Here is an 18,712-nt window from a genome sequence, read left to right as displayed (position 1 = left end):
ATTTCACTGAGGCGATTGCTTTATTGTATGGGGAAAGTGTTCCCCGGGCAGAGACTTCGCTCTTTAGAACGTCTGAAGCGCATGCCTTGCGGAGAAAGTGCACTTCGGGCGGGAGCTTTGCCTTGAAATGTGACGGGATATCAACAGCAGCCTATGGCAAATAAAGAATATACGGTTAGTCAGGTAAATCGCTATCTGGCACGAATGATGCAGGAAGACTTCTTCCTTTCCCACATTACCGTCAGTGGGGAAATTTCTAACTTGAAAATGCATCCTTCGGGACATATTTACTTCACCTTAAAGGACCAGGCTTCGCAGCTTTCCGGCATTATGTTTGCGGGAAAGAGGGCGGGGCTTGCTTTTCCGTTGGAAAATGGAATGAAGGTGCTGTGTTCCGGCCGTATCGGTGTTTATGAGGCAGGAGGCAGTTACCAGATTTATGCGGATTCTTTCCAAAAAGCGGGCCAGGGAGATCTCTACCTTCGCTTTGAGGCCTTGAAGAAGGAATTACAGGAAATGGGGCTTTTTGACGCTATGTATAAAAAGCCGATTCCCAAGTATGCCAGAAAAATCGGTATTGTTACCGCAAGCTCCGGAGCGGCGGTAAGAGACATTATCCAAATTGCAAAGCGGAGAAATCCTTTTGTGGAGCTTTTCCTCTATCCGGCTTTGGTACAGGGTGAGGGGGCTGTGGCTTCCATTTGCAAGGGGATTGCCCGTCTGGACCAGATGGGCTTAGATGTGCTGATTGTAGGGCGTGGCGGCGGTTCCATAGAGGACCTTTGGGCCTTTAACGAAGAGGCGGTGGCTAAGGCTATTTTCAATGCGGACACCCCCATCATTTCCGCTGTGGGACATGAAACGGATACCACCATTGCGGACTTTGTATCGGATTTGCGAGCACCCACTCCCTCTGCGGCGGCGGAGCTTGCAGTTTTCGACTATATGCAGTTTGTGGATGATTTGGCAAGCTATACCTATAGCTTCCATCAAAGGATGGAGCGTATTATTCAGAAAATGCGTCAAAGGGTTAAAGAGGAGGAACTTCGTTTTTCCGTCCTTCACCCAAGGAACATTTTACAGGGAAAACAGCATAGAATTTTGGATTTGGAAAGTCGTTTTCAAAGGCAGATGGAACTATGCATTCAGGAAAATAAATCGGCGCTTTTTCCTTACCGGGTATTCCCTCAGTGGATGGAGCGAAAGCTTACAAATGCCAAGGACAGGATGGGAGAGTATCAGGTCTTTCCCCACAAGATGAAGGAAAAAATTCTTCTTGCGAAAAACAAAGAGGAGCGGTATCGACATTTTCCAAGTCTCATGGAAGGGAAGCTGGAAAAGAAGAAGCATCAGTTAGCTATCCTTTCCGAGCAATTCGATGCCCTTTCCCCCCTGCGCCTGCTGTCCAAGGGATTTTCCTATGTGCAAAGGGAAGACGGTAAGCGGATGAGCAGTGTGGAGCAGGTGAAAATGGGAGAGATTTTACAGATTCATTTTACGGACGGCACTGCCAAGGCCAAGGTTTTGGAAAAGCAGAAGGAAGAGCGGCTTGGGGCGGAGAAGCCGGAGTAATAGAGGCTTGGATTGGAAAAGCCGAAGGAATAGAGGTTTGGGCCGGAAAAGTTAAAGCAATAGTGGATATGCATGGAAAACTCACGAAATAGAGCTTAAGTATAAAAGCCGGAGCAATAGCAGCTTGGTATAGAATAGGAGAAACGCCTAGAGAAAGGAGCCTGTATGGGAACAGAGGAAAAGAAAGTCGAAGAGCAGAAGCTGAAGAAGGCGGAGAAAGAGCAGAAGGAAAAGAAGGATTTAAACGAGATTTTTGAAAATCTGGATGGACTTTTGGAGAAGATGGAGGGCGAGGATAGCTTGGAAAAAAGCTTTGCCATCTACCAAAAGGCGGTTTCTTTGCTGAAGGAAGCTAATGAAAGCATTGACCAGATTGAAAAGCAGGTGAAGCTTTTAGACAGCGAGCAAAAGGGTGGCTTGGATGCTTAAGGGAAATCAGGGTGCCGAAATGAGGAATCAGGGTGCCGAAATGAGGAATCAGGGTGCCGAGATGGGAAATCAGGGCACCGAGATGGGGAATCATTCCGTGGAAGAGGGATTTCAAAAGAGAAGAGAGGAAGTGGAAGCCATTCTGACCACATTTTTGCCGGAGGAAAAGGGGCCTGCGAAGACCGGAATAGAAGCCATGAACTACAGTCTTATGGTAGGCGGAAAACGGATTCGTCCCATCCTGCTTCGAGAGGCCTTTTTGCTTTTCGCCGGGGAGGAGAGACAGAAGCTTTTCCTACCCTTGACTGAAGCTTTTATGCTGGCCATGGAGATGATTCATAGCTTTTCTCTCTGTCATGATGACCTGCCTGCCATGGATAATGACAAGTATCGTAGAGGAAAAGAAGCTACCTGGTACCGTTTTACGGAGGCTCAGGGGATACTGGCAGGAGATTCCTTAAGTCTTTATGCTTTTCAATGGGTTTTGGAAGTTTTGGAAAGGGAAGGGAAAAAGGGCAACAGCGTGGAACTTCTTTCCCCTATCATGCAAGGCCTTAAGATTTTGGCAAAGTCCGCCGGGATAGAGGGCATGATTGGGGGACAGGTGCTGGATATTGAAAAAACCGGACAGCCTCTGACGGAGGAAGAGCTTTTCTTTATTTACAAAAAGAAAACCGCAGCCCTCCTTTCCGCTTCCTTAGAAATCGGGGCTTTACTGGGAGGGGCTAATCCGGAAGAGCAGGAGAAGCTGTCTTCCTTTGGAGAGAAAATCGGCCTGGCCTTCCAGATTCGGGATGATATTTTGGATGAGATTTCCAGCTTTTCCGAACTGGGAAAGCCCATCCACTCTGATGCGGAACAGGCGAAAACTACGGCTCTTAGCCTTTATGGCATGGAGAAGGCGGAGGCCATGGTGGAGCAGTATACGGAAGAGGGCAGAAGCCTCTTACAAAGCTTGGATCGAAATGCGGTAGATGGGGAAGCATTGGATTTTCTTCTTTCCTTTAGTCAGTATCTTTGTTCCAGAAGAAATTAGAGGAATGAAAGAGTTAGGAGATTTTTCATGATATTAGAGTCAATACATGGGGCGGAGGATATAAAACGTCTGTCCCTTTCCGAACAAAAGACCTTGGCTAAGGAGCTGAGACGCTTTATTTTGGAAAAAACCTCCATGCATGGTGGCCACTTGGCCTCCAATCTGGGGGTGGTGGAGCTTACCATTGCTCTTTTTCATAGCTTAAATCTGCCACAGGATAAGCTGGTGTGGGACGTGGGACACCAGTGCTATACCCACAAGATTCTTTCCGGAAGAAAGGATGACTTTGACGGGCTTCGACAGCTGGGAGGAATCAGCGGTTTCCCTAAACGAGAGGAAAGTCCCTATGATTGCTTTAATACCGGCCACAGCTCCACCTCCATTTCCGCAGCTCTGGGGATAGCCCAGGCTAGGGATATTTTGGGAGGAAAGGAAACGGTGGTGGCGGTCATTGGTGATGGAGCCCTCACCGGAGGCATGGCCTATGAGGCTTTAAACAATGCTTCGAAAATGAAGAAGAACTTCATTATCATTTTAAACGATAACGAAATGTCTATCGCCAAGAATGTGGGGGGGATTTCCACCTATCTAAACGGCATTCGTTCCCATGAGAATTACACCCATTTCAAAGAGAATTTTGCGGCAGGGCTTTCCAGGGTGCCTATCCTTGGGCCAAGTCTTGTGGATCGTTTGAAAAATACCAAAAATTCTATTAAACAGCTTTTTGTCCGGGGCATGTTTTTTGAAAACATGGGCATCACCTATCTGGGTCCTGTGGACGGACATGATATTAAGGCCTTGGAAACGGTGTTACAGGAAGCGAAAAGGGTGGATCATGCGGTGTTGATTCATGTGGTCACCAAAAAGGGAAAGGGCTATGTACCGGCGGAGCAGTCCCCCAGCCATTACCATGGGGTAAGCCCCTTCCATCTGTCCACCGGAAAGGACAAGGCGGAAAGTACAGGACTTAGCTATACCAAGATTTTTTCTCAGACCATGGTGGAAGAGGGCCGGAAGAATCGGAATATTGTAGCCATTACCGCGGCTATGCCGGACGGCACCGGATTGGATGCCTTTGAAAAGGCCTTCCCCAGACGCTTCTTTGATGTGGGGATTGCGGAAGCCCACGGTGTAACCTCTGCGGCAGGGATGGCCAGCATGGGCTTAAAGCCGGTGATGGCGGTATATTCCAGCTTTTTGCAAAGAGGCTTTGATCAGCTGGTGCATGATGTTTGCCTGCAAAAACTGCCGGTGGTTTTCGCCGTTGACCGGGCGGGACTGGTTGGGGCGGACGGAGAAACTCATCAAGGGATTTTTGATCTGTCTTACCTTCGCCTCATGCCCAACATGACGGTGATGGCACCGAAAAATGCTCGGGAGTTACAGGAAATGCTCCGTTTTGCCTTAGCCTTTTCCGGCCCGATCTGTCTTCGCTATCCAAGAGGGGAGGCTTATCAGGGCTTTTCTGAGCAGCAGGAGGAAATCCTTTTGGGGAAAGCGGAGATTTTGAAAAAGGGAGAGGGCACTGCCCTTTTGGCTCTTGGCTCCATGGTGTCTACAGGAGCCCATATTGCGGAAAAGATGGAGAAGAAGGGATACAACTTAACGCTTGTGAATGCCCGCTTTGCCAAGCCTATTGATACAGAGATTTTGGACAGGCTTGTGGAAGAGGGACATCACAGCATCATTACTTTAGAGGAAAATGTGCGAAACGGCGGCTTCGGTGAGGCTGTCCTGGAATATATGAATGCCTGCCATCCGGAGATAAGGGTGGAAACAGTGGCTCTTCCGGATGCCTATGTGGAGCACGGAAGCGTTTCCGCTCTTAGGGAAATCTTAGGCATTGACTCCGACAACATTATCAGGAAAATGCAGGAGAAGGGGATTTTTAAAGACTAAAGGGGAATTTCCGTAGTCTTCCGTAACTTCTCTTAGGAGGCTACCGGCGTAGTCTTCCGGGAAGGCTTGATGGGATAAATAATAACTTGGAATCTAAGAAAGGATAAAGCATGGCTGGAAAGAAGGAACGGCTGGATGTTCTTTTAGTGGAAAGAGGGCTTATGGAAAGCCGGGAAAAGGCTAAGCGGGCCATTATGGCAGGGCTGGTCTTTGTAAATGGGGAAAAGGAAGATAAGGCCGGTAGCAGCTTTCCGGAGGATGCGGAGATTCTTGTGAAGGGAAAGGCTCTTCCCTATGTGTCCAGAGGGGGCTTAAAATTAGAGAAGGCTCTAAAATCTTTCCCGATTTCTTTGGAGAATAGAGTTTGTATGGATATCGGTGCTTCCACCGGAGGTTTTACGGATTGCATGCTGCAAAACGGAGCGGTGGAGGTTTATGCCGTAGATGTAGGCCACGGACAGTTGGATTGGAAGTTGCGAAATGATGAAAGAGTGCATTCCATGGAGAAGTGTAATATTCGCTATGTGGAGGAAGAGGACATTTTAGCGCTGGGAGAAAAGCCCTCCTTCTTTTCCATTGACGTTTCCTTTATCAGCTTAACCTTGGTGCTTCCTGTGGTGAAGAAGCTGGGAAAGCTTCCTTCTCAGGTGGTTTGCCTGATTAAGCCCCAGTTTGAGGCAGGAAGAGAACAGGTAGGAAAAAAGGGCGTGGTACGGGACATTGCCGTGCATCAGGAAGTGATTCGAAAGGTACTGTCCTTTGCTTCTTCCATCGGCTTTTCGGTACAGGGCTTGGATTTTTCGCCTATTAAGGGACCGGAGGGAAATATTGAGTACCTCTGCTTTTTAGAGGATAGGGGAAATGCCGAAGAGGCATTATCGGAAGCTTGGGAAGCCGAGCTTATGCGTATTACGGAAGATTCCCACCGGGACTTATAGTTAAGCAAGTTGACAGCAAGAATTAAAGCTAAAATAAAATTCATTGCAGGAATTAAAGCTAAAATAAAATTCATCGCAAGACTTATAGTTTAAGCAAGCTAGAGGAAGATATGCTATACTAGAGAGGAAAGAAATACATGAATTTGGCACTCATTGTGAATCAAACAAAGCCAGAGGCAGAGAGCTTCCAGAAAATCATAGAAGAAGAATTAGCGAAGAAAGGCATTCGTCCCAAGATTTTTTTGAATAAGGATTTTTCCAGAGAGGATTTTGTGGGGATGGATTGCCTGATTACCTTGGGAGGAGACGGCACTATTCTCCATACCACCGGAGTTTTACAGGGAATGCCGGTTCCGATTTTAGGAATCAATGCGGGACATCTTGGTTACCTTACGGAAATTCGCCAGAGAAGAAGAATTGCGGAAGCTATAGAACGGCTTGTGGCCGGGGATTATGTGGAGGATCGAAGAGCTATGCTTTCCGGCAGCATTTTCCGACAGGGAAAGGAGATATTTTCAAGGTCTGCCTTGAATGAGCTTTTACTCTCCAGAGTGCGAGGGGTGTCCATACATCATTTTCAGGTCTTTTGCGACGGGATGGAAATGGTTCACTATTCCGCAGACGGAATCATCATTTCCACGCCTACAGGTTCCACCGCCTATAATCTTTCTGCGGGAGGCCCCATCATTTCCCCGGAAGCGCCGGTATATATCATGAATCCTATCTGCGCCCATTCCTTAAATGCCAGAGCGGTGGTTTTGGATAATCGGAGAACCCTGGAGATTGTGATGGAGGGGGGAGATCAGGTACTGTCCTTTGACGGAGAGGCTCCTATCGAACTTTTGGCCGGAGATGTGGTACGAATCAGGAAGGCCAAGGAAGAAACGGTTTTGATTAAATTTTCCAAGGAAAGTTTTCTTCATACTTTGCGAGAGAAGATGGCAAACTTATAAGAGAGGTTTTTGATGAAAAAGACAAGACAGGATAGAATTCTTTCTTTAATCGAAGAACAGGATATTGAAACCCAGGAGGAGCTGGCTAAGCAGTTACAGTTGGAGGGATACTCTGTAACCCAAGCTACCGTTTCTCGGGACATTAAGTCTTTGCAGCTTACGAAAATGCAAAAACACGGCAAGATGGTTTACCAGAGCCTTTTAAAGGAGTCTCCGGAGAGAGATTTGGAGAAATTTGTCCGGGTTATGCGGGATGGCACGGTATCCATGGCGGTGGCAGGTAATATTTTGGTCATCAAAACCCTTTCCGGTATGGCAAATGGAGTGGCTATGGCCATTGACCAGCATCATTTTTCGGAGATCGTGGGAAGTCTTGCGGGAGATGATACCATCTTTTGTGTAACTTCCGGTGAGAAGGATAGTCAGGCTTTAAAGGATAGTATTGAAAGCCTGATGAGAGGCTAGCAAATAAGGAGGAAGGCATGCTGGATCGACTGCTGGTAAAAGATTTGGCTTTGATAGAAAAATCCGTTGTAGAGTTTTCCGACGGCTTAAATGTCTTAACCGGAGAAACCGGAGCAGGAAAGTCTATTTTGCTTGGTTCCATTCAGCTGGCTCTGGGGCAAAAGGCCAATAAAGACCTGATTCGTCATGGAAAGGAACAGGCCATTGTGGAGCTGGACTTCTCCTTAACGGAGGAGGAAGTGCGCCGGATTCAAGCTTTAGAAGAGGATTTAGAGCTGGAAGAGGAAAGACTCTTGATTCGCAGGAAGATTTCTGAAAAGAAGTCCGATATCCGGGTCAATGATTTAGGGCTTACCCTGGCTAAGCTTCGGGAAATTACCGGCGGTCTTTTAGATTTGCACGGACAGCATGAGCATCAAAGCCTGCTTCGGGAAGGCTCTCATTTAGAGATTATCGACGGCTTTCGGAAAAAGCAGGGGGGGAAGCTTTTAGAGGAAGTGGCGAATGCTTACCATTTGCTACAGGAAAAAAAGAGAGCCTTGCAGAAATTTTCCTTAAAGGAAGAGGAAAGAACAAGGGAGCTGGATTTTCTGGATTTTGAGATTCAGGAGCTTGCGGATGCCCATCTTTCCGAGGGGGAAGAGGTAGAACTTACTAAGGAATACAGCCTTTATGAAAATATGGACAGGCTGAAGAGCCTGCTTCTTTCCGCAAAGGAAAGTCTGGAGGAAATGGATTTTCACCGTCCCATTCAGGCGGTGGAAGAGGCCAAGGATTTTGATGAAAGCTTAAAGGGGCTTTCCGACAGCCTTTATGATTTGGAGGCGGTGGGAGAGGATTGTCTCCGCTCTTTAGACCATTATCTGGACCATGCGGAGGTGGATGAGGAAAAGCTCTTTACCTTGGGAGAACGGCTGGAACAGATTCGCAGAGTCATGATGAAGCATGGAGGCACGGAAGCTAAGGCTCTGGCTGCATTGGCCAAGAAAGAGGAAAGAAGAACTTTTCTTTTAGACTATGAGAAGGACGAAGAGAAGGCAAAGAAGGCCATAGTGGAACAGGAAAAGCTCCTACGAGAGAAGGCAGTGCTGCTTTCCAAGGAACGGCAGGAGGATGCCAAGGTATTAGCCAAGCAAATCCAAGGGGAAATGCAGGAAATGGGCTTCCTGGACACCAAGTTCGAATTTCATTTTCAGGAAAAGAAGGAGCCGACGGAAAAGGGCCTGGATGAGGTGGAGGCCTATGTGAGTCTGAATCCGGGAGAGCCTCTTCGCCCTCTTCGGGAGGTAGGCTCAGGAGGAGAGCTTTCTCGAATTATGCTGTCTATTAAGACGGTACTGGCGGATACGGAGGGTGTTTCTACATTAATTTTTGATGAGATTGACAGCGGAATTTCCGGAAGAACCGCGGAGAAGGTGGGAGAAAAGCTTCAGAAGATTGCGAAGAATCATCAGGTGATTTTGATTACCCACCTGCCCCAGATTGCGGCAAAGGCAGACCATCATTTTCTCATTGAAAAGACGGTGGAGAATGGAGTCACCCACACAGGGATTCATCCCTTGGAGGAGAAGGAATCCATAGAAGAGCTGGCAAGGCTTCTTGGTGGAGATGAGATTTCGGAGGCTTCCTTGGAAAATGCAAGAGAGCTGAAGGCAAAGTCCAAGGCAAAGAAGACTAAGGCTTCAAATGCATAGAATAAGGAAGAAGTGTCTAAGCTTTCGCATCAAAAGCTTCATAGAGATCTACTTTGTTTCGAAATGACAGAAAAAGCAAATATAAGCAGCTTCTACGGAAGGATAAGCAGTTTAGGATTTACGGAAAAGCATGTGATATTTAGGAAGGAGGATAGGATGAAAAACATTTTATTTCTTGCATCAGAGGCAGTTCCCTTTATCAAAACAGGAGGTTTGGCGGATGTGTGCGGTTCTTTACCCAAAGCTCTGGATTCCAATTACTTTGATTGTAGGGTGATGATTCCCAAATACATGTGTATTCCTGAAGAGAAAAGGAATGAACTGAAATACAAGACCCACTTCTATATGGACTATTTAGGACAGTCCCGTTACGTAGGTGTCTTAGAACAGGAAGTAGACGGGATTCTCTACTACTTTATTGACAATGAATATTATTTTTCCGGAAACAAACCCTATGGAAACTGGTACTGGGACTTGGAGAAATTCTGTTTCTTCTGTTATGCGGCTTTATCAGCCCTTCCTCTTTTGGATTTTCATCCGGATGTGCTGCATTGTCATGACTGGCAGACCGGATTGGCACCGGTTTTATTAAAGGATCGTTTTGCGGGAAGTGAATTTTTCCGTTCCATTCGTTCCGTATTTACCATTCACAATCTTCGCTTCCAAGGCGTGTGGGATATCAAGACCATTAAACGCTTTACGGAGCTGTCGGATTATTATTTCACTCCGGATAAGCTGGAGTGTGAGAAAAATGGAAATCTTTTAAAGGGCGGTTTGGTTTATGCGGATGCCATTACCACGGTCAGCAAAACCTATGCCAGGGAGATTCAGTATCCCTTCTTCGGGGAGGGGCTGGAAGGTCTTTTACAGGCCAGAGACCATGACCTTCGGGGAATCGTAAACGGAATTGACTACGAGGAGTGGAATCCCAAGAGGGATCCCTTCCTTCCCGCCAGTTATGATTCTGCCTCCTTCCGGACGGGAAAGCCGGAGGTGAAGAAAGCCTTACAGGAGGAGCTGGGCTTAGAGGTGGATCCGAATTGTATGCTGATCGGTATGGTTAGTCGTCTTACGGATCAAAAGGGCTTGGATCTTCTGGTAAGAGTCTTTGATGAAATCTGTCAGGATAAGATTCAGTTTGTGGTTTTGGGTACAGGGGAGGATGGCTATGAGAATTTCTTCCGGCACTATGCTTGGAAGTATCCTCAGAGGGTTTCTGCCCAGATTTACTATTCTGAAGAGAAGAGCCATAAAATCTATGCAGGCTGTGATGCCCTGCTGATGCCATCTCTCTTTGAGCCCTGCGGTCTTTCCCAGTTGATTGCCCTTCGCTACGGCACAGTTCCCATTGTCCGGGAAACCGGAGGCTTGAAGGATACGGTAGAGCCCTACAACGAATATGAAGGAAAGGGAACAGGCTTCTCCTTTGCCAATTACAATGCCCATGAAATGATGGCCGGCATCCGTTATGCGGAGCAGGTGTATTATGACCATCGGGAGGCCTGGGAGGAAATGATTGCCAGGGGCATGGAACAGGATTATTCTTGGAAGAGTTCCGCTCTTCAGTATCAGGAGCTTTATGACTGGCTGGTGGAAAGATAAAAGCCGAAGAAAGGAAACATAGAAAAGGCATGACGTTTCAAGAGCAACTTTTAGACAATTATTTATTGATCTCAGCTCTGCTATCCTGGTTTGTTGCCCAGGTTTGTAAGACAGCGATTGATGCTTATTTTAATAAGGGAATAAATTGGGAGAGAATGACCGGTTCGGGAGGAATGCCCTCCAGCCATTCCTCTACAGTGGTGGCTTTAGCCACGGCGGCCGGGATTTCATACGGGGTGGATAGTGCTATTTTTGCGGTGGCTCTGGTTTTTGCTGTTGTGGTAATGTATGATGCCACCGGAGTCAGAAGGGAAACCGGAAAGCAGGCAGTGATTTTGAATCGTCTCTTACTGGATAATCCCTTTGCCTGGACCGGTAAGGAATTTGAAAAAAAGCTAAAGGAATATGTGGGGCATAGTCCCCTGCAGGTTTTAATGGGAGCCATTTTGGGTCTTGCTATTGCAGTAGGAATGGGGTATGTCTATGGCTATTTTGGATAAGAAGAAAAGGATAAGGCGGTTTTTCTGCCTTATCCTTTCCCTGCTTTTTCTTCTAAGCTCCTGTAAAGGAATTGCCATCAGCGGAAAAACGGAGAATATCCCCGGTTATACTGAGGCACAGGCTATGATTGTGGTGGGTTCTGAGCGAAATCGGATTCAAAATGTGATGGGGAAGGAAGTTTGGGATCTCCCTGTAGCCGGACAGGTGGAAAAAACTTACGGAGAATATTTCTTGGCAAAAACCAAGGAGTTTCTGCAGGATATCCGTACTTTGAATCTAATGGCGGAGGAAAAGGGAATTATTGCCAACGGCACGGAGATGGAAAGCATTAGAACTGCGGCCAATGCCTTTTACCAAAGTCTCAGCGAAGAGGACAAGGCCTTTTTTGGAAACTGCAGTCTGAAGGACGTGGTGGATATGTATGTGGCCTACTTTGTGGCGGAAAAGACGGCAAAGTCCCTTTTGGCCAACGTGGATACGGAATTAAGTGCGGCGGAAGCCAAGGTGATTTCTGTGGAACAGATTGTGGTACAGGATGAAAACCTGGCGAAGGAGCTGGAAGAAAAGGTAAAGCTTGCCGGAGCCAATTTCTCCTATTATGCCAGGCAGTATTCCGAGGATCCGGAATTGCAGAAGAACTTGGCCTTTGGAGAAAGGGAGGATGAATACGCGAAGGTGGCCTTTTCCTTAGAGGACAATGAGATTTCCTCGGTATTTTCTCAGGATGGAAAGTACTACATTTTAAAATGTCTAAGCTCCTATGATGAGGAAGCGACCAAGGAACGAAAGGAGAGGTTGGAAACCGCTATTCGCTCCCTGCATTTTCAGGAAAGCTACGAGGCCTATCAAAAAGAGCATATTGTCCGCTTCCGGGAACCCTTCTGGAAGGAAATCGACCTTCATAGTCATGAGGGAAGCACTGCGGATTACTTCTTTTCCTACTATCAGGAGAAGGTGGCGGAGGCGAAGTAATGGATGGGTTACTTACTCAAATAAAAATATTTGAGACTTATAGTATGAAAATATATTTTTGCGACTTTTCAAGGGATAAGAATAGTGATAGCCTTAAGGAGACGAAAAATAATTAAATAAAGCTAGAGGAGAAAAATATGATTATCACAAGTGAAAAAAAATTCAAAAATAATTTCGATGACTATATTAAGTCCTTAGATACAAATCGTGAGATAGCAGTAACAAGAGATGAGGGAGAGAATTTCTTTGTGGTTTCGGAGAGTTACCTGAATAGCTTAAAGGAATCTCTTTATATCGAGAGCATTCCCAATTTAAAAGAAAAAATATTAGAAGGAATCAATGAGCCAATCGACGAATGTTTGTCCCGTGAGGAGCTTAGAAAACAATGTATGAGCTAAAGTTTACTAAACAAGCATCAAAGGACTATAAAAAAGCACTCCAGTCAAATTTAAAGGATATTTTTGAAAAAATTTTAGACGAGTTGGAGCAAAATCCTTATCAGCCACCTACTGAAAAATTACTGGGATATCCAATTCCTACATTTTCAAAGAGAGTAAATATAAAACATAGAATTGTCTATAATGTTGATAATGAAAACAACGTGGTTAAAATACTATCGATGTGGTCTCATTATGAAACAATATAAAAGGAAAATAGTTCTCATGGAGCGATTTAATCATACTCCATGAGAACTATATTGCTTGTACCTATACTATGAATGTTAAATAATCGTTGTGTTTTCCAAAGCTTTTACTTATAGTGCAGCAACAATTCCCTGATCGTTAGCATAAATGGTGGCTACACCGGCGGCATTGGTCACCACAATTTCTTTATAGCTTCCTTCCTTCAGGAAGTCTTCTTTTACCTGTTCTGCCCGCTCCGGAGCATTGACATGGGTGATTACCAGTCGTTTGTCTTTTACCGCTTCCGCGCCCCCGGCACGCTCAACAGCTAACTGCACCATTCTCTTTAAGGCCTTCTGTATACCACGCTGTTGATCTAGCTTCACGATGATACCGTTTACCGCCCCCATGACGGGCTTAATGTTTAAGGCGGAAGCCAAGAAGGATTTTACGGCGGAAAGCCTACCGTTCTTCCGTAAGGTTTCCAGGGACTCCAGTACGAAAACCGTTACGATGTCGTTACATTTTTTCTCGATAATATCTACTACTTCCACAAAACCGAGACCGGCTTCCTTACATTCTCGAATATCCAGGCAAAGCTTGCACTCACCGGCGGAAGCGGACTTGGAGTTAAACAAATGAATCTTCTTGGGAGAATCTTCATGGGACTCCGTATAGAGATCAATGCCGATTTTGGCTGCCTGATAGGTTCCGGAAAGCTGGTCGGAAAGGGTTACAATATATACCTCATCCGCATCGGATTCCTCAATGGCCTTCTGAAAGGCCTCCGGAGAAGGACAGGCGGTCTTCGCTCCGATGGTGGATGCAGCCATTCTTTTGATGAAATCTGCCTGATCAAAAGCTTCATCATCCATGATCCTATATTCCCCGATTTCCAAGCTTAGAGGAACCATACGAAAATGAGGATCCGCCTTCATTTCCGGTGTGAAATCTCCACAGCTGTCACAAATAATCTGATATTTCATAGGGTTTTCCCTTTCTAAGTAGTTTTCAATACTACATCCATTATAGGACAATGCGGAGTACTGTCAAGGTATAGCTTGATTCCGGCCTTTGATTACTCTCGTTTTGTTTTTTATCTACTGACAAAATCTTTACTTTTATCCACTGGCAAAATCTTTACTTTATTTACATTCTTTGAATTTCCGCCTGAATCATTTTTCCCATCAACTCGGAAAAATGCTCTAAGGACTGGACCTTCGCAAAATTTCTGCCGAAAATCTTCTGAGCATTGGGAACGTCCTTGTCCTTTCCGGTATAGGCCAGTAGTACATAAATATCTTCCATATGGGCTTTATGCACCATTTCCTGAATGTCGGAGATGGCCAAATCTCCGGAATAGTTTCTGGCCTTGTTCTTTACCTCCAAAAGGTCGTTGGGACTTAAATCCGTAAGCCAGATTACCAGGCGATGTGAGGCTGTATTTTCCTTTAACTGCTCCAAAACGGCGGAAAGCGCCAGGCCGTCCCGGTTTGCTCCGGTGGTGAAGTAACGGAAAATTTCTTTGTTCTTATTTCGTTCCGTATAGTCCCGATATCGATTTAAAACTGTATAGCCGCTCATGGAGGAGTAGCCGAAAACCCGAACCGGAATCTGACAGTTATCCAAAGCCTTTGCCAGAATGTAGCCCTGTTGGGATACGGTTTCCATCCGATGAATCTGGGAGGAAGAGGCATCCAGCAGTAAATCCACCGTGAGAGAGCCTTGACTGTCTGCAATTTCCTTTTGGAAAATTTTATTGTGGCCCTTTAGATATAGGGGCTTCCACAAAAGAGAAGGAATCAATTTGCCCTGATTGGAAAGGACAGGACTTGGCTCCAAGCTGCTAAGAAGCGCATTTTTCAACATCTGACTTAGCCTGAAAATCTGCGTCTGGTTATAGCTTTCTTCTTTTTCATAGGCCTGTTCATTTTTCTTTCGCTGGGCTTCCATTTCCTTTCGCATCTTCGCCGCGAAGCCCTTCAGATTTTCTTCCTCCTTGCCGTTAGTAAAATACAGCCTTGCCCCCTGATGATTTCCGGTGCAGCAGGCTTTTTCCATAGCTTCGGATTTTTTCTTATCAAAGAGTGGCTGTCCGAAATAACTTTGAATGTATTTTCGGAGGCCCTCCTCGGTGATTTTTTGGTATTTTTCGGAGGCAGTTTCCACATCCCGGCTGTCCGCCCCTCCCTTGCTTCGCTCTAAAAGTCCTAAAACCAGCTTTTTTGGACTTCCGGAGGAACTTCCATTTTCATCCTTTAGCCAAAAGAAAAGATGGGGAATCTTGAATTCCCGCTTTTTCTTCTGCATGGCAGCCGGAAGACCGGGGAGATAGGTAAAATATTTTTGTAAGGTCTTGGAAAGACTTTGAATCCATTCTTCAGTATTCAGCTCCCCGGAAATTTCCACTTCTTTTAGAAGCTTTCGATCCACCAGATCCGGTAGACCGCAGTCCTCTCCCAGGGCTGTCTTATAATGTCCTTCTAAGATCCAGCCTTCTCGGCTTTCCGCAATACTGGGAATAAATTCCTGAAGCTTCCGTTTGCAATATTCTCTACGAAGGAGAGCCAGACTTTCTCTTAGAGGACTTTCCTTTTCGAAGGTGGCATTTTCCAAAGCCAGCCAAAAGAGCGTTTCGTAGGTTTCCTGCCCCAGAGTTTCGTGAAAGGTGCTGTAGAATGCCGTTAATTTCTTCCAGTCAAAATGAGTATAGCTGGCACCAATGATGGTATTCCAATACAGGTCCGCCTTGCCTTCGTAGTCATACATACGGTAGCCGGGAGAGACCTTATAGTTATGGGCACCGTTCCAAATCATATTGGCAGCCCGTTTTTTTTCAAATTCTGTCAGCATCATAGGAAAATACGCTCTCCGGAAAGCTCTTTAGGAATTCTGGCATCCAGTAAATCCTGTACCAACTGTCTTTCATAAAGGTCAAAGGACTTATTTACCAGTCCCATTTCCAAAGCCTTGGATACGGATAAGCCCTTCTGCATTGCTTTAATAGAAGAAATTAAACCTCTAAGGTCCAAGCTCCTGCTGGAAATTTCACCCCCGGAAACCTTTTCCTGAATTTCAGAAAAAAGGAGGGCAAACTGCTTTCTGTATTCCTCCGACAAGTTCGGAAATTGGTGCATTAAAAGCTTATCCAGATTCTCCGCGCTGATCACCGGCATGTGGAGCACCAGAAAACGGGAAGCTAAGGCCTCATTTACCTCTCTGGTTCCTGCATAACCATAATTCATGGTGCCGATAAAGCGGGTAGCTTCATGCAGGGGGAACTGGCCGTAGCCCGGCAGGTCGATGCTGTGACGGAAGTCCAGGGTAGCGTGCAGTACCGCCAAGGATTCATTTTTCGCCATATTGATTTCGTCTAAGATGCCGAAGCCCCCACGAAGGGCACACTCCAGAATCGGTCCCTTACGAAGCTTCACTTCTCCTTGGGAAAAGGTATCGCTACCCACCAGGGAGGAGGCGTCTGAATTGACATAAAGGGAAATATCCCATTCAGGACGGGAAAATGCCAGAGCCAGTCCCTGGGCTAAAACGTTTTTGCCCGTGGCCTTAGGACCGTCCAAAAGCAGGTTCGCTCCGGAAAGCAGGGCGGCAATGGCGGCTTCCCAGATTTCCTTTCCGTAGTACAAATACTCCATTTTCGGCAAACGCTTCTCGTCCTCTTCTTCCAGCTTGTAAAAGGAACGGAAGGAGCGCAGCTCCTCTAAAAGCTTTTCCGAAATACCTTCTTCTTCTAAAAATGTCAAAATATCCTTCATTTTCTATCCCCTATCTACTTTTATTATTCTTTCTGACGGCTATTTTACCGCAGTTTAGTACAGAAATCTTAAAATTCCTAATCTTTTATTTGAATAGCACAAAAAAATGTAAAAACTATCCTTTGATTTTAGAGGATAATGTATGTGTACAAAATACAAAATTGCTATTTATTTAACAGATTATCGTCAATAGAAAGGAAATTTAGGCAAATAAACTATAATAAAGTACTTATTGATTTTGAAATAAATGGATAAAATATTGAAATTTCTGTGAACAAGGTGTATTTTTAGTTTTGCACAAAATTGAGGAAAGAAGGGGAGGATTACTTATGGTTACCTTTATGATCGGCCTTGTGATTCTCATCGTCGGCGGAATGGCTATGGGTCGCCTTTGCGATCATGTATTCCAGCCGGACGACAGAGAGACACCGGCTTACGCCAAGCAGGATGGTGTGGATTATGTTCCGATGCCTACTTGGAAAAATGCTTTAATTAACTTACTGAACATTGCCGGAACAGGACCTATTCTTGGACCGATTCAGGGTATTTTGTTCGGACCGATTGCACTGCTTACCATTCCTATCGGAAATGTTATTGGCGGAGCGGTACATGACTACTTTGCGGGAATGATTTGTACTCGTGACGGCGGAGCCCAGATGCCGGAAATGGTAAGACGCTATACCAACAAGGCAGTGTTCTGGATTTATGATGTGTTTGTATGCGTGCTTTTACTCTTGGTAGGAACCGTTTTCATTTACACCCCCGGAGACATTACCGCAACCCAGGTATTCGGATTCAGCGGTGCGCCTACAGAGGCTTCCACCTGGATTATCTACGGTATTATTTTCGCATACTATTTAATTGCTACTGTATTCCCCATCGATAAGATTATCGGAAGAATCTATCCTATCTTCGGTGCAATCCTGGTATTCTCCGCAGTAGGTGTATTTGCTGTAATGGTAATTTCCCATTACCCATTAGTAGAGATTTTCGGAAACTGGAATACTCCTTCCTTTAACTATGGAGATTATTTCTGGACACAGAACTTTTTCCCGATTTTCTTCGTAACCGTAGCCTGCGGAATTCTTTCCGGATTCCACTCTTCCCAGACTGCTCTTGTAGCAAGAACCATTAAGAGTGAGAAGGACGGAAGAATGACCTTCTATAACATGATGGCTGTAGAAGGCTTCATCGCCATGGTATGGGCGGCAGGAACAATGGCATTGATTCAGTTCACTGCAGACCAGGGCGGAATCAGCATGGTATTTAATGAGAAGGCAGGAACCTTCCAGTACATGATTCAGAAGGCGGGAGAGTTGGTTGCTATTTCTCCAACCTCTGTAGTCGGTGTAGTTTGTAGAAGAGCTTTAGGACCTATTGGCGGAGCAATAGCACTTATCGGTATTATTATTCTTCCTATTACCTCCGGAGATACTGCACTTCGTGCATTACGTCTTACCATTGCAGATACCTTCCACATTAAGCAGGATAACAATTTCAGAAGATTAAGCCTTGCCATTCCAATCTTTATCCTGGTAGCAGGAATCTTAGTTTGGGCAAAGGTAGATCCTAAGGGCTTCCAGATTCTTTGGAGATACTTCGCATGGTCTAACCAGACTATGGCATTATTCCCCTTGGCTGCGGCAGGTATTTATCTCATGATTAACGGAAAAGCAAAATGGGCATGGATGCCACTGCTTCCCGGTACCTTCTACACCTTCATCTGCGCAAGCTATATCTTAAATGCAAAGCTGGGCTTTGGTTTAAGCTGGCCAATCGCTTATGTGGGCGGTGTAATTGTGGCTGTTATTTACCTTGTTCTTGTAATCATTAGAGGGAAGAAGGGCGGCACCACTCCTGAGCCTACCGTAAAGTAATGGGTGATGGCTGAAAGTGTTTCGCCTTTGAAATAGGCAAGTCCTTTTGAAAAGGCATGGTTGATTAGGTGAACTTTGCCTGTAAAAGATTGTTTTAAGGATGAATTGAAAGATTGATTGCTTCGGAAGAGGCAGTCAATCTTTTTTTATATATTTTTTATAAATTAAAAATTAAGCATTTATTGATTTTCTCTTAGGATATGGAGTATATTTACTTTGGATTTTAATAATCATCTGTAGGCGGGATGGGAATCGGAGGGAGAAGACGATTCCCTGTATTTAGTCCGGCCTACTCGTACCATAGCAGAAATCAGGGAAGAGAGTTGTAGCTACTATGGGACAAAAAATTACCTAGTAAGGGAGAATGAAAAATGAAGA

At 45.5% G+C, this 18,712-nt stretch carries 17 protein-coding genes; 14 read left to right on the top strand and 3 right to left on the bottom strand.

Annotated elements, in window-relative coordinates:
• Nucleotides 1-153 precede the first annotated feature (153 nt).
• The 13 genes from xseA (at nucleotide 154) to RDQ32_RS03120 (ending at nucleotide 12,707) form a co-directional block, all read left to right on the top strand.
• On the top strand, nucleotides 154-1,572 hold the full coding sequence (gene xseA / locus RDQ32_RS03180) for an exodeoxyribonuclease VII large subunit (RefSeq protein ID WP_308579095.1): 1,419 nt from the start codon (nucleotides 154-156) through the stop codon (nucleotides 1,570-1,572).
• 165 nt (nucleotides 1,573-1,737) lie between these two features.
• On the top strand, nucleotides 1,738-2,001 hold the full coding sequence (locus RDQ32_RS03175; protein WP_007157010.1) for an exodeoxyribonuclease VII small subunit: 264 nt from the start codon (nucleotides 1,738-1,740) through the stop codon (nucleotides 1,999-2,001).
• Nucleotides 1,994-3,037, top strand: coding sequence for a polyprenyl synthetase family protein (locus RDQ32_RS03170; protein ID WP_308579094.1), 1,044 nt, complete (start codon nucleotides 1,994-1,996; stop codon nucleotides 3,035-3,037). Before RDQ32_RS03175 ends, RDQ32_RS03170 begins: the two co-directional genes overlap by 8 nt.
• Before the next feature lie 27 nt (nucleotides 3,038-3,064).
• On the top strand, nucleotides 3,065-4,936 hold the full coding sequence (gene dxs / locus RDQ32_RS03165) for a 1-deoxy-D-xylulose-5-phosphate synthase (protein ID WP_007157007.1): 1,872 nt from the start codon (nucleotides 3,065-3,067) through the stop codon (nucleotides 4,934-4,936).
• A gap of 110 nt (nucleotides 4,937-5,046) precedes the next feature.
• The gene (locus RDQ32_RS03160; protein ID WP_308579093.1) at nucleotides 5,047-5,874 is read left to right on the top strand and encodes a TlyA family RNA methyltransferase; all 828 of its coding nucleotides are present in this window, start codon (nucleotides 5,047-5,049) and stop codon (nucleotides 5,872-5,874) included.
• A 137-nt stretch (nucleotides 5,875-6,011) separates the two neighbouring features.
• Nucleotides 6,012-6,827, top strand: coding sequence for an NAD(+)/NADH kinase (locus RDQ32_RS03155; protein WP_183682620.1), 816 nt, complete (start codon nucleotides 6,012-6,014; stop codon nucleotides 6,825-6,827).
• A gap of 12 nt (nucleotides 6,828-6,839) precedes the next feature.
• Complete coding sequence (argR, locus tag RDQ32_RS03150; protein WP_007157004.1) at nucleotides 6,840-7,292, top strand: arginine repressor; 453 nt, start codon at nucleotides 6,840-6,842, stop codon at nucleotides 7,290-7,292.
• Nucleotides 7,293-7,309: 17 nt separating this feature from the next.
• Nucleotides 7,310-8,986 carry a DNA repair protein RecN gene (recN, locus tag RDQ32_RS03145; RefSeq protein WP_308579092.1) on the top strand — a complete coding sequence of 559 codons (1,677 nt, stop codon included), beginning with the start codon at nucleotides 7,310-7,312 and terminating at the stop codon, nucleotides 8,984-8,986.
• A 156-nt stretch (nucleotides 8,987-9,142) separates the two neighbouring features.
• Entirely contained in the window at nucleotides 9,143-10,588 is a 1,446-nt protein-coding gene (gene glgA / locus RDQ32_RS03140; RefSeq protein ID WP_308579091.1) for a glycogen synthase GlgA, read from the top strand.
• 29 nt (nucleotides 10,589-10,617) lie between these two features.
• Entirely contained in the window at nucleotides 10,618-11,088 is a 471-nt protein-coding gene (locus RDQ32_RS03135; protein WP_007157000.1) for a divergent PAP2 family protein, read from the top strand.
• Complete coding sequence (locus RDQ32_RS03130; RefSeq protein WP_308579090.1) at nucleotides 11,066-12,061, top strand: peptidylprolyl isomerase; 996 nt, start codon at nucleotides 11,066-11,068, stop codon at nucleotides 12,059-12,061. The genes RDQ32_RS03135 and RDQ32_RS03130 overlap by 23 nt, the downstream gene beginning before the upstream one ends.
• Before the next feature lie 137 nt (nucleotides 12,062-12,198).
• On the top strand, nucleotides 12,199-12,459 hold the full coding sequence (locus RDQ32_RS03125) for a type II toxin-antitoxin system Phd/YefM family antitoxin (RefSeq protein ID WP_007156998.1): 261 nt from the start codon (nucleotides 12,199-12,201) through the stop codon (nucleotides 12,457-12,459).
• Nucleotides 12,447-12,707, top strand: a complete 261-nt coding sequence (locus RDQ32_RS03120; RefSeq protein ID WP_007156997.1) for a Txe/YoeB family addiction module toxin — start codon at nucleotides 12,447-12,449, stop codon at nucleotides 12,705-12,707. The genes RDQ32_RS03125 and RDQ32_RS03120 overlap by 13 nt, the downstream gene beginning before the upstream one ends.
• A 108-nt stretch (nucleotides 12,708-12,815) precedes the next feature.
• Here the strand turns inward: RDQ32_RS03120 and RDQ32_RS03115 are convergent, their stop codons facing one another.
• The 3 genes from RDQ32_RS03115 to RDQ32_RS03105 form a co-directional block, all read right to left on the bottom strand.
• Entirely contained in the window at nucleotides 12,816-13,670 is an 855-nt protein-coding gene (locus tag RDQ32_RS03115; protein WP_308579089.1) for a DegV family protein, read from the bottom strand.
• A 163-nt stretch (nucleotides 13,671-13,833) separates the two neighbouring features.
• Nucleotides 13,834-15,540, bottom strand: coding sequence for a hypothetical protein (locus RDQ32_RS03110; protein ID WP_308579088.1), 1,707 nt, complete (start codon nucleotides 15,538-15,540; stop codon nucleotides 13,834-13,836).
• Complete coding sequence (locus RDQ32_RS03105) at nucleotides 15,537-16,457, bottom strand: AAA family ATPase (RefSeq protein WP_183682637.1); 921 nt, start codon at nucleotides 16,455-16,457, stop codon at nucleotides 15,537-15,539. Before RDQ32_RS03105 ends, RDQ32_RS03110 begins: the two co-directional genes overlap by 4 nt.
• Nucleotides 16,458-16,786: 329 nt before the next feature.
• Here RDQ32_RS03105 and RDQ32_RS03100 point away from each other — a divergent pair, with 329 nt between their 5' ends.
• The gene (locus RDQ32_RS03100; RefSeq protein ID WP_308579087.1) at nucleotides 16,787-18,334 is read left to right on the top strand and encodes a carbon starvation CstA family protein; all 1,548 of its coding nucleotides are present in this window, start codon (nucleotides 16,787-16,789) and stop codon (nucleotides 18,332-18,334) included.
• Nucleotides 18,335-18,712 lie beyond the last annotated feature (378 nt).

The sequence above is a fragment of the uncultured Oribacterium sp. genome, from assembly GCF_902481605.1.
Taxonomy (GTDB): Bacteria; Bacillota; Clostridia; order Lachnospirales; family Lachnospiraceae; genus Oribacterium; species Oribacterium sinus.
The sequence above is the reverse complement of the archived record's forward strand: the minus strand, read 5'-3'. Positions and strand labels throughout refer to the sequence as shown.

Coding starts and splice junctions, on each gene's coding strand:
- xseA (WP_308579095.1), top strand. CDS start 154: ATGGCAAATAAAGAATATACGGTTAGTCAGGTAAATCGCTATCTGGCA.
- RDQ32_RS03175 (WP_007157010.1), top strand. CDS start 1,738: ATGGGAACAGAGGAAAAGAAAGTCGAAGAGCAGAAGCTGAAGAAGGCG.
- RDQ32_RS03170 (WP_308579094.1), top strand. CDS start 1,994: ATGCTTAAGGGAAATCAGGGTGCCGAAATGAGGAATCAGGGTGCCGAA.
- dxs (WP_007157007.1), top strand. CDS start 3,065: ATGATATTAGAGTCAATACATGGGGCGGAGGATATAAAACGTCTGTCC.
- RDQ32_RS03160 (WP_308579093.1), top strand. CDS start 5,047: ATGGCTGGAAAGAAGGAACGGCTGGATGTTCTTTTAGTGGAAAGAGGG.
- RDQ32_RS03155 (WP_183682620.1), top strand. CDS start 6,012: ATGAATTTGGCACTCATTGTGAATCAAACAAAGCCAGAGGCAGAGAGC.
- argR (WP_007157004.1), top strand. CDS start 6,840: ATGAAAAAGACAAGACAGGATAGAATTCTTTCTTTAATCGAAGAACAG.
- recN (WP_308579092.1), top strand. CDS start 7,310: ATGCTGGATCGACTGCTGGTAAAAGATTTGGCTTTGATAGAAAAATCC.
- glgA (WP_308579091.1), top strand. CDS start 9,143: ATGAAAAACATTTTATTTCTTGCATCAGAGGCAGTTCCCTTTATCAAA.
- RDQ32_RS03135 (WP_007157000.1), top strand. CDS start 10,618: ATGACGTTTCAAGAGCAACTTTTAGACAATTATTTATTGATCTCAGCT.
- RDQ32_RS03130 (WP_308579090.1), top strand. CDS start 11,066: ATGTCTATGGCTATTTTGGATAAGAAGAAAAGGATAAGGCGGTTTTTC.
- RDQ32_RS03125 (WP_007156998.1), top strand. CDS start 12,199: ATGATTATCACAAGTGAAAAAAAATTCAAAAATAATTTCGATGACTAT.
- RDQ32_RS03120 (WP_007156997.1), top strand. CDS start 12,447: ATGTATGAGCTAAAGTTTACTAAACAAGCATCAAAGGACTATAAAAAA.
- RDQ32_RS03115 (WP_308579089.1), bottom strand. CDS start 13,670: ATGAAATATCAGATTATTTGTGACAGCTGTGGAGATTTCACACCGGAA.
- RDQ32_RS03110 (WP_308579088.1), bottom strand. CDS start 15,540: ATGATGCTGACAGAATTTGAAAAAAAACGGGCTGCCAATATGATTTGG.
- RDQ32_RS03105 (WP_183682637.1), bottom strand. CDS start 16,457: ATGAAGGATATTTTGACATTTTTAGAAGAAGAAGGTATTTCGGAAAAG.
- RDQ32_RS03100 (WP_308579087.1), top strand. CDS start 16,787: ATGGTTACCTTTATGATCGGCCTTGTGATTCTCATCGTCGGCGGAATG.